This window comes from Acidicapsa ligni (assembly GCF_025685655.1).
Taxonomy (GTDB): Bacteria; Acidobacteriota; Terriglobia; order Terriglobales; family Acidobacteriaceae; genus Acidicapsa; species Acidicapsa ligni.
In genome coordinates this window covers 125260-138979 of record NZ_JAGSYG010000005.1, presented here as the reverse complement: position 1 = coordinate 138979, position 13720 = coordinate 125260, and the positions used below count along the sequence as shown (strand labels likewise).

9 protein-coding genes are annotated in these 13720 nt (G+C 53.8%); 2 read left to right on the top strand and 7 right to left on the bottom strand.

Annotated elements, in window-relative coordinates:
* Positions 1-555: 555 nt before the first annotated feature.
* A complete protein-coding gene (locus OHL19_RS17430) occupies positions 556-1722 on the top strand; it encodes an NAD-dependent formate dehydrogenase (RefSeq protein ID WP_263359065.1) in 1167 nt (388 codons plus the stop codon).
* 138 nt (positions 1723-1860) lie between these two features.
* Here the strand turns inward: OHL19_RS17430 and OHL19_RS17425 are convergent, their stop codons facing one another.
* From OHL19_RS17425 to OHL19_RS17395, 7 genes are all read right to left on the bottom strand, one after another.
* A complete protein-coding gene (locus OHL19_RS17425) occupies positions 1861-2310 on the bottom strand; it encodes a hypothetical protein (RefSeq protein ID WP_263359064.1) in 450 nt (149 codons plus the stop codon).
* Between the two features lie 30 nt (positions 2311-2340).
* Positions 2341-4695, bottom strand: a complete 2355-nt coding sequence (locus OHL19_RS17420; protein WP_263359062.1) for a patatin-like phospholipase family protein — start codon at positions 4693-4695, stop codon at positions 2341-2343.
* A gap of 80 nt (positions 4696-4775) precedes the next feature.
* On the bottom strand, positions 4776-6293 hold the full coding sequence (locus OHL19_RS17415) for a TolC family protein (protein WP_263359061.1): 1518 nt from the start codon (positions 6291-6293) through the stop codon (positions 4776-4778).
* Positions 6286-8235 carry an FUSC family protein gene (locus tag OHL19_RS17410; RefSeq protein ID WP_263359060.1) on the bottom strand — a complete coding sequence of 650 codons (1950 nt, stop codon included), beginning with the start codon at positions 8233-8235 and terminating at the stop codon, positions 6286-6288. The genes OHL19_RS17415 and OHL19_RS17410 overlap by 8 nt, the downstream gene beginning before the upstream one ends.
* Positions 8216-9262 (bottom strand): multidrug transporter subunit MdtN, encoded by a 1047-nt coding sequence (gene mdtN, locus OHL19_RS17405; protein ID WP_263359059.1) that lies wholly within the window; start codon positions 9260-9262, stop codon positions 8216-8218. Before mdtN ends, OHL19_RS17410 begins: the two co-directional genes overlap by 20 nt.
* Before the next feature lie 597 nt (positions 9263-9859).
* Positions 9860-10486 (bottom strand): response regulator transcription factor, encoded by a 627-nt coding sequence (locus OHL19_RS17400; protein ID WP_263359058.1) that lies wholly within the window; start codon positions 10484-10486, stop codon positions 9860-9862.
* Between the two features lie 539 nt (positions 10487-11025).
* The gene (locus tag OHL19_RS17395) at positions 11026-12471 is read right to left on the bottom strand and encodes a PAS domain-containing sensor histidine kinase (RefSeq protein WP_263359057.1); all 1446 of its coding nucleotides are present in this window, start codon (positions 12469-12471) and stop codon (positions 11026-11028) included.
* A 296-nt stretch (positions 12472-12767) separates the two neighbouring features.
* Between OHL19_RS17395 and OHL19_RS17390 the strand changes: the two genes are divergently transcribed.
* Positions 12768-13697 (top strand): phytanoyl-CoA dioxygenase family protein, encoded by a 930-nt coding sequence (locus OHL19_RS17390; RefSeq protein WP_263359056.1) that lies wholly within the window; start codon positions 12768-12770, stop codon positions 13695-13697.
* Positions 13698-13720 lie beyond the last annotated feature (23 nt).

Genomic DNA, 13720 nt, shown 5'->3' with positions numbered 1-13720 from the left:
GATGGTCGAAGGGATGCCTATTATATGTTTGTATGGCCGTGTTCTCCGGGAGAACTCTCAATCGAATAGCCATGTAAATGTATAGGGTGTTGCTGCGTCTGTGTTGACCCTGCTGTCCTGCGGATCATCCGTTTAATATGTCGATGCGACGACACTACTGTCGACATTTCGACAGTAGTGCTATTGCAAATGCCAGGCAATCTTAAAATCATGTATGCCGATTTTCCTGTTCTCATCGAGCATAGTTGTAAACGGCGAACTCATTTACTGAGATGAACACTGACGATTACACGCATTGAATCGCTGACGATAGATGCCTGTATCGATTGCGAAGCAGTCTCAACAGAGATTGGATCATCTGGCACGTTGATTGCAATGCCACTTCGTACGACATCCTAAGGTGTCGTAACAGCAGTTTGCTCGTCGAGCGATTGCTCTAGAAAGATAAGTGGCTGTTCCCCGGCGGGTGCTGATAGTTGAACCAACTGTTCTTCTCCATCGCAGTTGGGGAGTCTTGCGAAATCAACGAACTTGCAGGCAAAGAAGAGGAAAAAAATGGCGAAGATCCTATGCGTTCTTTTCGATGATCCCACCACTGGATATCCTCCGCAGTACGCGCGGAAAGATATCCCAAAGATTGAGGTCTATCCTGGCGGACAGACTGTTCCGACTCCTAAACATATAGACTTTGTTCCTGGCGAGCTGCTTGGTTGCGTCTCGGGCGGTCTTGGTCTCCGCGAATATCTTGAGGGTCTTGGTCATACCTTCGTTGTCACTTCAGACAAAGAAGGGCCGGACTCAGTCTTCGAGAAGGAGCTGCCCGATGCGGACATCGTCATCTCACAGCCCTTCTGGCCGGCCTATCTCACAGCCGAGCGGATTGCGAAAGCCAGGAAGCTAAAGCTTGCGATTACGGCAGGTATCGGATCGGACCACGTCGATCTCGATGCTGCTATCAAAGCGGGCATCACTGTTGTTGAAGAGACATTCTCCAACAGCATCTCCGTCGCGGAACACGCGGTTATGATGATCCTTTCCCTGGTCCGCAATTACATTCCATCGCATGAAATCGCGGCAAAGGGCGGATGGAATATCTCCGACTGCGTTTCGCGCTCTTACGATATCGAAGGAATGCATGTCGGAACAGTAGCGGCTGGAAGAATCGGAGTGGCCGTGCTGAAACGCCTCAAGCCCTTCGACGTTCACCTTCACTACTTCGACAAGCATCGTTTGCCGGAGAGCGTCGAGAAGGAACTGGGACTTACGTTTCACCCAAGCGTCGAGGAACTGGTTGCAGCCTGCGATGCCATCAGCATCCATGCCCCACTGTATCCCGGAACGAAAAATCTCTTCGATGAGAAGCTACTGAACAGCATGAAGCCTGGGTCCTATGTAGTCAATTGTGCCCGTGGTGAGATCTGTGATCGCGATGCAATCGTTCGCGCACTGGAGAGCGGACAACTCGCTGGTTACGCGGGCGATGTCTGGTTCCCGCAACCCGCGCCCAAGGATCATCCGTGGCGGACTATGCCTCACAACGGAATGACCCCGCACATCTCGGGAGCCTCACTCTCGGGACAGGCTCGTTATGCTGCAGGAACGCGGGAGATTCTCGAATGCTGGTTTGAAGACAGGCCCATACGCAATGAGTATCTGATTGTTGCTGGTGGTGCGCTCGCTGGCACAGGCGCGAAGTCCTATGATGTCGCCGCGAAGAAGTAGCTCAGTTTCATGGGCACGGCACTGTCCTTGAATCACTGAGTATCTGTACTTTGATTGATTGACTGCATTGCAACAGGCGGATCTTTCCATCGAGCGATCCGCCTGTTTTCATTCCTGCCTGAAGGCGTTCAGGGCACATTAACCTGCCAGTCGAACAAGCCTCTGCAGATCCTTTCTGCAGGCCGTACTAAATCGCTTGAGAGGATCGGCCCTGGACGCAAGAGCTGCCTCTCTCAGGTCTTCGAGGGTCATGTTGATTTCGCCATATCGCTGCACTGTGCTCCTGACCATCTCTTCCGCCGCATGCACTACGTCGTCCGGAGAGACCAGCCGTATGCGGCTCGTCAAGGCGTACAGGCTTACTAACTCATTCAGATCGAAGATATTCTTAGTCATCGCATCGGCATGAAGGCGAGCCGCTTCAGAAATGAAGTCGGAATACAGTTTTTGCCTCTCTGCGATTTCACGGTTAATCAAGTCCCTCCGCGCAACTCGCCGTTGTAGGACGTAGTTGCTGAGAACCGGAGAAAGTGAGCCCACGGATGTGCCTCCGAAGACAGCCAATGCGCTCATCGCTGCAGAATCCATGCTCTATGGAACTCCATTTCCAGGCTCTGCCTAAAACAGTTTCCCGAAGGTAAAGAAGATCTTCCGGTGGTCCTCATCGCCTACAGCACCGCCGAATGTGATTGCGCCGACAGGTGTGCTCAACAGAACTCCTCCGAACCCATCCTGCCGGAAGATCGCAGGATGTTCGGGTGACCATACATTGCCTTGCTCGTATCCTCCCGTCAGATAAACTCCCTGTCCAATGCCCGTCGGGAGCGAGGCGATGCGTCGCAGATAAATCGCTCGTACGAGTTCTGTATCCGTGCCGCGATATTCATCGATTGACGATGCGTAGAGGCGCAGGGGTCCGCCAAGCGTAAAACGCAGAGGGTCTGCCACATTGTTGCGAAAGTATGTATTCACCTCAGTCGAGAGACTGATGAGATTGGCGCGTGCGAATGTAAACGACTGCCTCGCACTCAGTTTAGAAAAGGGTGCGTCTGCGCTCGCTGAAGTGTCAAAAAGATGACCTATCGTGAAATCCACGTGGGCGCCGTGGGGCGACGCAATTGCTGCAGTCCTCGTGGTGTAGACAAAATGCGCTGCCGCGCTCTCCACACGTCCTGAGAGCTGCGGCGTGGGGCTAAAGTCTGTTCCGCTGACTAGCTTCCACCGGATCGTCGATGCCCGATACTCCAGCGATGCCTGCAAGTTTTGGCTTACTGCCACGCCGAGATCCAAGCCGCCACCTGCGTGCTGAAGGAATCGCTCCGACACTCGCTTCTGGTCATCCCAGAGATACACTGGCTCCCGAAGAAGCTGCACGCTCGGTTGAACGAACAATCTTGAGGCACCCAGCGGCTTGTAGTATTCGGTGCCCACTTGCGTGAGGTATCCAATGCGAACATCCGAACGCAGTTCTGAACCGTAGCCGCCGAAGTTTTGATCGACGAAACGAATGTCGAAAATGCTGCTGGTAACATTCGAAGTCGCCGCCATGACTTCTGTGCCCAACAACAGGTAAGGTGGTCCGTCTACTTTTTTGTCCCAGTAAATCTTTACCCCGTCATCGGGCAGACCAGAGCTCCCGCCACCAGTGTTCGATCCCGCTGCCGAACTCTGGAAGGTTTCATAATATGCATCCAGCGCTCCGTTACCTCTCACAGTCGCGACAACGGCCTCGGCCTGTTCTGGCTTAAAGGGATGATCCTGTAACTGCTTCGCAACCGCGGCCACATGCGCAGATACCGATGAGTCCGGACCTGACACACTCGCCACTCGGATATAAGCTGGTGGACGCCTCAGCTTCGCCGTAAGCGCAGCTTGGTAGACCTGCCAATCAGACTCCGATATTGCTAACGGAAGTAGCTTGGCTCGCTGCTTCTCCGTCGCGTCGTACCCGGCTTTGATGAGAGCTTTCGCCTTTTTGTAATCCGTCACCGAGAAGCTGTCCAATTCGGGAGCAATCTCGATATCTGCGCGAGAACGATTCAATCGCACATTCCCGCTTGTCCCTGCCGCTAACGTGCGCGCAAAGATTCCCACGAGGGAAGTTGCATCCTGCTCTGGAAATGGGGAGTCGCCGAGATACACAGAAATGACAATCTGAGCATGCAGTTCGCTACGGAGCACATCTGTCGGCAGATTATCCATAATCGCTCCGTCAACCAGGAGATCCTGGCCACTCCGCACAGGGGGAAACACTCCTGGAATCGAGATGGAGGCGCGTACGGCGAATGGAAGGGATCCGGAGCGAAACACCGCAGGCTGCAATGTCGTGAGGTTTGTCGCGACGCATCGAAACGGAATGGGCAATGCATCAAAGTCCAGATTCTCGCTGTTATAAGCACTCAGTTGCCGACCAAGAAATGCATTCAATTCGCCGTCTGCTATCAGCGCGTTTCCGATCGATGGTGTTCCGTGGCGCAGGCCTATCGAAATAGCCTGAGGCAACTCATTTTGATCTGCGCGTCTCCTGAAGCTGAGATCGCTCATGGAAGGCTTCAATGTAAAGAGATCGTTGAAATTTGTATCGGCTGCCAGGTGTTCAATCTCTTCGGCTGAATGTCCTGAAGCGACCAGCGAGCCAATCAGGGCACCCATGCTTGTCCCTGTAACTTCATCGACAGGGATGCGATGCTCATGCAGCCACAGGAGAACGCCGACATGAGCAATGCCAAGAGCGCCTCCTCCTTCGAGAGCGAGGCCAATCCGCGGCCTGCCAGTCGCCGGCGTTATGGCTGGTGTTGCTGCTTCCGGCACGTTATGGTCATCAGCTCCATGCGCGGCTTGAGCACTCGCTGCTTGAGCATTTGCAGCTTGCGCATTCGCGGCCGGAGTGTATAGACCAACGATGGACAGCGCAACGCACACGGCGGCCTTCCACATCCTGCTTTTTGAACGCATACTATTCAATGGCCGCATCTGGCTCCTATCCAATGATCGAACTGAGAAAAGGCGCATTTCTGCTCGCCTGACGTGAGTCAACTTCCGATGGCGATCACTCACCTGGGAGCCGCTCCGAGAGTTCCCGTCGCAAAAGCAATTGTGGCCGCAGCAGATAAAGCAGACGTGTAGGCATCATCCTCGGCAAGCTCTGCTTGAAAAAGATGTGTCTCGGCATCGACAGTTGCTGTCACTGTGCCGACTCCCTGCTTGTAGGAATCCAGCGTCGCGTCATAGGACGTCTGCGCGGCGGATTTCAACACGAGCGCCGCATCGTTTGCAGCCAGGCTGGTGCGCAGCGCAATCTGTGCAGACACAATCTCTCGCATGGCATTCAGGCGTATCTGATCAAGAGTTGTTGCGGCTTTATCCTCGTCGTTCTTCGCCTGACGAATTGCATTGGCACGCCGGTGAGCGTCAAAGATCGGAATCGACATTCCCATCAAAATCGTTCCATTCCATTGATTGCCGGTGATGTTCAGAGTCGGTAGCTGCTCTCCGATAGGAGGAACTGCGGTGAGTCCGAGTTGGCCGCTCACATAAGCGCCTGTACCCGCTAAGAAAATCTTCGGGCGGTTCTGGGCCTCAGCGACTTTCACGGAGGCCTGACTTGCCTGCAGCGTGCTGTAGCCTGCAAGCACATCCGGACGGCGAGTCAACGCGTCACTGACAATCTGATCGACCGGCGCGAGATCGTCAGTGGAGAGCGCATGATGCATCACTGGCGCAATCCGGATCGTCACCAGCGGCGATACACCCATTGCAGCAAGCAACGTCGCATACGCCTGCTGCTCTGCCCCTTGGCTATTCACCACAGAGAATCGCTCTTGTGCAGTCAAGTTGCGAGTCTGGGCGGTTTCAATAACCGTGCCTTCGCCGTGGTTGTAACGTGCTTCAGCAGCAGCCTCAATTTCACTCGCGTTCGTCAGCGCCTCCATTGCGGTCTTATGACGCTCTACCGCCGCGACATACGCATAGTAGGCAATTGAAACAGAATAGATAACTTGTTGATGGGCGCCAGTGAATGCGATGTTAGACGCATCGGTCATTTTTTTAGCTGCACCGACAATGTTCTTCCTTCCACCGAAGTCGAAGAGAAGCCACCCTATCGACACAGCCTCCACGCTGCCAAACACATTGGCAGAACCATGAACGGTGGCCCCAAGAGTGCTGCTCTGACCGTTCACGCCTTGATATCCCCCAAGCACATTGGCGGTGATAACGGGCAAGTAGGTGCTCGCCGCAATGCCCTCACCGATAGCCACGTTGCGGGCTCTCTCCCACGCTATCCGTGTCTCCGGGTTTTCTCGTTCGGCAATGTCTATCAACTCCACCAGATCGTATTCATGATCCACGGAAAGCGCAGTGTGAGGCACAGGTATGTGCCCTGCATCTGGATTCGGCGGCAGTACAAAACTTCCACGAGGGAATGGCGCATCCGGAAGGCTCAGTGGTTTTACTCGATCTGCAGTAGAGCCCTCAGGCGATGATGAGGCCTGTTTCACGCTCTGCGAATAGAGTGGAGACGCAGCGAGCGGAAGCAGGAGTGCAATCAGGATGAAGGGAGTTTTATTCATCTTGTCCCGCCTGTTTGAGATTCGACAAGGCCTGCTCGAATGCGCTGATTCGAACGCGCACCAGATTTTCCAAAGGTACGAGGGATTTAACTTCAGTGCGGTTGTTCGGATTAGTGTAGGGCTCGGTTTCAGCACACCAGTTCAGGAGACCGCGAAGGCGGCTCCTTTCCTGTTCGGGAGCCAGCTCTGCAATACCGAGGAGTACTGGCTCCAACCTTCGAGCTGCTTCTGCCGCATGTTGTTGCGCGTCGAGCCAGGTGCTTCCGGGCCGAATGGATGCGGGCTCGTAAGCAGCCAGATGGATATCGCTCTTGATCGCGTCCAATATCGAATGTGTCTCAGCCGCGAGACGCCGCCGCGACCATCTATCGATTGCCTCCATCATATTCTCAAGGTTGTGCCTGGCTTTGTGAAGAGCATTGTCAATACGCGGACCAACACTGACCGGCCAAATCCGTGTTGCCATGAAATACGAAACTATATTTCCCAGAAGAATACCGATCACGCGGTCACGGGCAACCACCATGTTGAACGAAGGCGACGGGCCTTGGATTACACAAAGAAAATATGCAAATGCGATCTGAAATCCAGCATAGGAAATGTGCTTGTCGCCGGCCGCGATCCACGCTCCGAGAAACGCGCCAACAAAAACAATCACTGCCAGGCTTCCGATGTTCGTCACCAAAGGAATCACCTTGATCATGACCAGTAGCCCCAGCCCGGCACCGACCAGGCATCCAAGAATACGTAGGGTCAACTTCTCTACACTCTCCGCGGCTGTTCCAAGCGAGACGATAAAGCATGTGATCAGCGCCGTATGGATGCCGGGCCAGCTAAGGATGGAATAGAGAAGGTAGCACAGCATCGCTGCGGCCGTGATCTTGAACGCAAACTTCGTATGCGCCGGATTCGTGAATGCATCGGGCAGGAAGAACCCTGCGTGCTCTTTCGGTTTCTCCAAACTCTTGGTCGGCCTCAACTCGCCGAACTGTGTAAGCCCCGTGTTGAGAAAGTCCACTGCTGAAACGGCGAGGCCGGTGCAATCATCATCGATGTTTACCGGATCGACCTTGGCTGCATAGCCGCCGGCGGCGAAGATAGAGGCCACTTCCAGTAGCCGGAATTCAATCGCCCGCTTGAGGTTTTCGGGAGGCATTGCCTGAGGCTCGTCCAGCATGAGCTGTACTGCGGAGAGCACGATGACGACACAATCGGAGGCGCCTTTCAAAGCGGCAATATCCTCATCGCTGCTTGTCTTTTCAAGACCGGCCAGCTTGAGGTGAGCCTGCGTTTCAGCGTCCTCTATCGGTGCGTAACGCGCTGGCCTGCTAATCGCAACATCATCACTTTCAATTAAAAGTTTTGCGGCGAAGCGAAGCCGCTCTGCGATTTCCTTCTGTGCAATGCTGCGCGGAGATGGCGCAATGAGCAGGTTTACGACGACTGAGATGAGTGCGGGAATTCCGACGAAGAGCCATGCGTAAAGCAGACCGCGTGTCCCCAATTCCCCGACCGGCACTGAGCCTAATACATCCAGTGCATACGCGAGAACGAGCGCTATGGTGGATGCCAACGGCTTTAACTTGCTTGCGGAAGCAAAAAAAAGCATGGCGAACGAGATTGATGCCATCGTTAAAACTCGCACGGCAGAACTGGCCCAGACAGGTTCCGCGAGAAGCAGCAGAAGTCCCACGAGAAGAGTTATGAGTACTGTTATTGCGATGGTCAGCGCCATGCTAGACATGCGGTCCGGCTTATTCAAAAAAAACACGAGATAGACAGTGAGCGCGATCTCAGGGGTTGTGTAGGTCTCTGCAAAAATAGCCACGAGCGTGCAAATCAACGCGAGGCGCGCGGCGAATGCTAACCGCCCAGGAGCAGGGTCTGCAATGAGCTGCCATACGGACGCCCATCGAATTCCACTATCGGCACGCGTGGCCATGTGCAACCTCCACAACGGCGCTGGCGCCCAGCCTGACCAGACGTTCGGGTGGGCTCTCCAGGCGAATGCGCACCGGAAACCGCTGTGCCACCCTGACCCAATTGAGCGAAGGTTGTATATAAGGAGCGGCTCTGGGCACGTCAATCTTGTCCGTGTCGAGCACCCCGTATCCAACACTCTCCACAACGCCCTTTATCGGCACGCTGCGATCGATCATCGAGTAGACGGTCACGCAGGCCCCAGGCTCGATTCGATTGAGATCGGTCTCTCGGAAGTTTGCCGAAGCGAACCACTCTTCAGTATTGATGAGGGTAAAGAGCGCCTGCGATGGAGCAACGACTTCGCCCGTCGATATAGTCAAGCCGACAATGCGCCCATCATGCGGGGCTCGCACTTCCGTGTCTGACAAGGCACGGCGTGCATTGGCAAGCTCAGCGGCTGCGGCCCTTACGCTCGCAACCACAGCGTCGGCAGTATCCACCGAGCTTTCAGCGGCACGTTGTTGCTTTTCCGTTTGAGCGAGTGAGGTTGTCGCATCCTGCGTCGCAACCTTTGCCTGATCGAACTGTTGCTGTGGAATATATCCTTTGGCAGCCAACGGTCCGAGGCGCTCTTGCGTTCTTTGCGAAAGAGCCAGGTTATCTTTGGCTCGACCAATTTGTTCCGTTGCAATATCCGCATTCCAACGCTGCGTAGCGACAAAACGTTTTTTAGAACCTACGCTCGCGCGCGCGACATCGAGATTAGCCTCTGCCGTCGTTACATTGATTTGATATGGAACCGGATCGATCCGGAACAACAGATCGCCTTTGTGTACGAGTTGATTTTCGTGAACAGCTAATTCAATGATTCGCCCACCGACCAACGGCGCAACGTGCACGACCTCGCCGTCGATGCTTGCATCATCGGTGCTGGGCTTCGACGTTAATAATGTTCGACCCCAGAAAAACGCGGCGAGGATAACAAGAATGAGAGCAATCACCGCGCCCAGAGGTTTGCGCTTACGAATTCCACGAGCTTCCGTCATCAATGCACCACCCAAAGCTGCCACATAACGAGGCCGGCAATTACACCGATCGATGAACAGACTGCTAACTGATAGGGGATATGGTTTGCAAGCCCACTAACGAGCATCAAGCTGCGTGCCATCACCGCGGCAAGAACTGCTATGAGGGCACACAAAAGCCACGCTGGGAAGTAGGCGCCGGCTATAGTAATCGAGGGCGCTCCACCGCAACCGGTCAGAGACAATGATTCAACTGCCACGAATATAACCGAGGCAGGTCGCGTTAGATGGCGAGCGCAGACATTTAATTTCATGTGTGCGCCGCGAAGGATCATCATTACTTTCATTCGCCGTTCCTTGCATTCAGACAGGTGTGAGAGTGCCTCCTGCCTACGATGTCGAATGAGAAAGGATTTCTTGATCTCTTCAGAGTGTAACGAAAATATCGCAGCTTGAGGAACAAGCTTTACTGTGGTCGCAGAACCACACTTTCGTGTGGCTATCTAACAGAAACAACAAGAGACGAGCGGAGAAATGTTTTCTCCCGTGAAACCAAAGGCGAGTACTTTCCTGCGACGAGCTGTTGTAGTCGCTGGATTCTGTCGATCGTAAATCGTGTCAGCCATTCAGATAACCGCGCTTTGTCGCTATCGTCACCGCATGGGTGCGATCATTTGCCTGCAGCTTTTGCATCACATTTCGCATGTGGCCCTTGATGGTATCTTCTGTAATCCGCAGCAGGTCTGCTATCACCTTGTTGGAGTTTCCATCCGCAACCAGACGGAGCACTTGAAGCTCTCTTTCTGAAAGATGCCCGACCGCAAGATGAGTGGCAATTTCCTGGGCGACCTCCGATGGAACGCAGCGAACTCCAGAGTGCACGGCCCGAATTGTCTTAACCAAGTCTGTACGAAGGAGACCTTTAAGTAGATATCCCATCGCCCCCAGCCTGAGCGCCCTGCTTGCATGGATGTCTCCGGAATATGTAGTCAGCACAACAATGCGAGCCTTTGGAAACTCTGCGAGGATCTGCGACATAGCTTCAATGCCATCCATCTCAGGCATCTGTAGATCCATGAGCGTAACATCCGGAAGGTGCTGCCGAAATGCTTTAACAGCTTTCGTACCGTTTTCAGCTTGCGCCACAAGCTCGATGTCAGATTCCTGCTGTAGGGCAAAAGCGATACCGTCCCGCATGAGGGGATGGTCATCTACGCACATCACGGTAATCCGTTTCGGTGTCATACTTATTACCGCCAGCCCTTCCGCCATGCCGAGCACACCTCGCAGGGCTTGATGGTCTCCGCCAACATATCAGTTTAGGCGATTGCTTTCTAAACACGATCGCAGCGGCGGTGCATCATACTTCCAAATCTGGTTATTTGGTTCCCCCATAACTTCTCTTGGTAGTATCTGTTCGCGTCTCCTCTGGCGCTTTCGCTCTTCATTGCTCGTAATCGCCGGCATTGACACGATCCTTCCGCAGCAATCCAATCGACAATTCAGACAAGCCGCACCCATGCCGGAAAGATGAAGCGCTCGAATAGCGCAGATAAGCAAGCTCATTGTGCTCTATTCCTCTTCTTTTGCAACGCCACATTAGAAGGGTTGGCGAACTACACTTTCGTGTGCGCGTACCTCTGCACCAGTATCAAAATGAAGAGATTGCATCCGATAGCCACTCAGGATGCGATGAAGAGACCCACAGTGTGATGGTTTCGCGAAGACCTTCGACCGGCAAAAGATGACATTCAAAACCGCGCGCTCCGTCTAGTTCGTGACGTTTACGAAACATCATACGCGTGTGGCGCCTGGATCTTCAGCTCGATCCTAGTCCCAACCTCAAGTTCACTCCAGGGAGCGAATTCACCGCTGACGATCTTTGCGCGCTCGCGCATACCAGCCAATCCAAAGTGGCCTTCGCCTCGTCCCTTAACCAGAATGGTGGGATCGATGCCTATACCGTCATCAACGACAGCAAGGCGAAATTCCGCCGCCTCGTATAGGAAGTGCAGCCATATATGCTTTGCACGAGCGTGACGGAAAGCATTTCGGAGAGCTTCGCTACCGATACTGACGACTTCGTGAATAACGGATGGATGCAAGCGGGCAGGAATGCCTGAAACTTCCACATGAAACGCAGGCCCACCCACAGTCTCAAGCCCGGCGGCCAGGCCTTTGCCCAGCGTAGTCAGCACCGTGATGAGATCTCCAGGCTCCTCCGCACCCAGACGCAGGCCCTGGATTGCATCTCTGCCCTCAGCAATAGCACGGTCAGCCTTAACAAGGGCTTGTTCGAGCGCTTCTTTAACCGGCCCTCCATCGAGAAGATTCTTCGCGGCACCTAACATGAGCAGCGTCGCTTGAAAGTTCTGCAACAGGGTGTCGTGAAGATCGCGTGCTATCCGGGTGCGCTCGAAGACACGCTGCTCCAGCACTGCTTCCTCAGCACGCTTACGATCTTCAATATCGAAGGTTATGCCGTACCATTTGACGATCTCCCCACGTTCGTCATACCTCGGCACGATGCGATGGATCACCCAGCGATATACCCCGTCAGCCCGTCTGCATCGCGTCTCGATATCAAGCGACCGTCCGGCAGGAAAAGATTCCTGCTGGGCCGCGACAAGCCTGGGCAGATCATCTGGATGGACCACATTCTTCCAGTTGAAACCAATCATTTGCTCAGAAGACAGACCATAGTATTCAAGCGTACGCCGGTTGAAGAAGTCGACATTTCCATCGGACGACAGCGTTCCGCAAAGCACTGGAATCGCATCGATCGTGTCGCGAAGTTCTTGCTCGATACGATCATGGACGATTTCATCGTTGCGTTGCAGCTCTTCCTGTACTCGTTTTCGGTCATCGATATCGAAACCCGCGCCATACCATCTCTGGAGTTGGCCTGAACTGCCATATGCAGGAGTACATCGAATGAGCCACCATCGATAAACCCCATTTTTGCTGAGTACGCGTATCTCTTGTTCTAAAGGGTGAAGGCTATCAAGCGATGACCTCCAGGCCGAAGTGTAGCGATCCACATCCTCAGCATGAATCACCGATTCCCACTTCCAGCCAAAAGCCGCGCTCGCAGGAAGGCCCGTATACTGCTGCCATTGAGGATTGACAAAATCAACCGTACCGTCGGGCAGCGCTGACCACACGTATACGGGGATCGCGCTCATGACATCGCGGCACTCGTCACCTGTCCACTGCTCTGGCACTGTCATAGAAGTCTCGGGATACTTTCTTTTCCAGCCTACAACAGGCATTCCAGCGGGATACAAATAGTGCCAGTTAAATGAGCGCCACCTCTTTTATGGGGTGTACCGCCGCCAGCAGGGATCGAATGAGCGGAGGAGGTGTGGCGGAATGAACACAGGGCACAATTATCCACAGCGATGAACGGGTCCTACGAAAATTACATTTTGGAGATATCTGGCTGACATCTCGAGTTTGGCCAACTGCTACTTTTCTTACATCAGAGTTCCTATTGCCGGCCAGGCATGTGATGGAGGAAGAGCAAGTGAAGCCATTTCGCGAAATTCGAGCGTGTGATCTGACATCGAGCGCCCTAAAAGAAGAGATTGACGCACGAGGGTATCTACTGATTCGAGGGTTGCTGCCACATGACGCTCTTGGCTCGGTGCTTAGTGAGACAACGCAGATACTGAGCAACGCGGGCTGGTTGCTGCCCGAGCATGACCCGCTGGAGCGCATCGCCAATATGAGCGCGGCCTGCGGCGATCCCGATCCGTCATTCAAACGCACCTACCAGGAGATTTTCAACCTGGAATCGTTTCATTCCATTGCGCACCATCCTGCTCTGAAACAAGCCATGAGCATGCTTGTTGGCGAGCAGCTCCTGGTTCACCCTAAACCCATTGGGCGTTTGATCTTTCCAAATTGCGAGCGCCTGGTGGTCCACGCACACCAGGACTATCGGTTCATGGATGGGGATGTCGAATGTTTTACCGCGTGGATTCCGTTCCATGATTGCCCAATTAATCAGGGGCCTCTAAAAATTTTGGAAGGCTCTCACCGTTTCGGCTTTCAGGCTCACGACCAGGCATACATTCCTGCGATTCCCGATGGAGCAGCGCAGGGAGAAGAGTGGGCCGGCGGCGAAATCAATGCGGGCGACGTGCTCATCTTTCACAGTCTGACAGTGCATGCGGCTTCTCCGAACCTATCGAACCAGCTTCGCCTCTCGCTCGATTGTAGATTTCAAAATTACGAGCGAGTTCTAAATCCTGCCAACCTGGCGTTTGGCGGAGAGTCTGGAAAGTCATGGGAAACAACGTACTCCCAATGGCATTCGGATGATTTGAAGTACTACTGGAAGCAAATGCCCCTGGCACTCAAGCCGTCCAAAGCCGAGATAGAAGAGCTTGCAAAGACAGCAGAATCTCCATCCAAGCGGGCGAGGTATGCCAGAATTTTTAGCCAGATTTAATAACTATTGAATTATGCGCAATC

Coding starts and splice junctions, on each gene's coding strand:
- OHL19_RS17430 (WP_263359065.1), top strand. CDS start 556: ATGGCGAAGATCCTATGCGTTCTTTTCGATGATCCCACCACTGGATAT.
- OHL19_RS17425 (WP_263359064.1), bottom strand. CDS start 2,310: ATGGATTCTGCAGCGATGAGCGCATTGGCTGTCTTCGGAGGCACATCC.
- OHL19_RS17420 (WP_263359062.1), bottom strand. CDS start 4,695: ATGCGGCCATTGAATAGTATGCGTTCAAAAAGCAGGATGTGGAAGGCC.
- OHL19_RS17415 (WP_263359061.1), bottom strand. CDS start 6,293: ATGAATAAAACTCCCTTCATCCTGATTGCACTCCTGCTTCCGCTCGCT.
- OHL19_RS17410 (WP_263359060.1), bottom strand. CDS start 8,235: ATGGCCACGCGTGCCGATAGTGGAATTCGATGGGCGTCCGTATGGCAG.
- mdtN (WP_263359059.1), bottom strand. CDS start 9,262: ATGACGGAAGCTCGTGGAATTCGTAAGCGCAAACCTCTGGGCGCGGTG.
- OHL19_RS17400 (WP_263359058.1), bottom strand. CDS start 10,486: ATGACACCGAAACGGATTACCGTGATGTGCGTAGATGACCATCCCCTC.
- OHL19_RS17395 (WP_263359057.1), bottom strand. CDS start 12,471: ATGACAGTGCCAGAGCAGTGGACAGGTGACGAGTGCCGCGATGTCATG.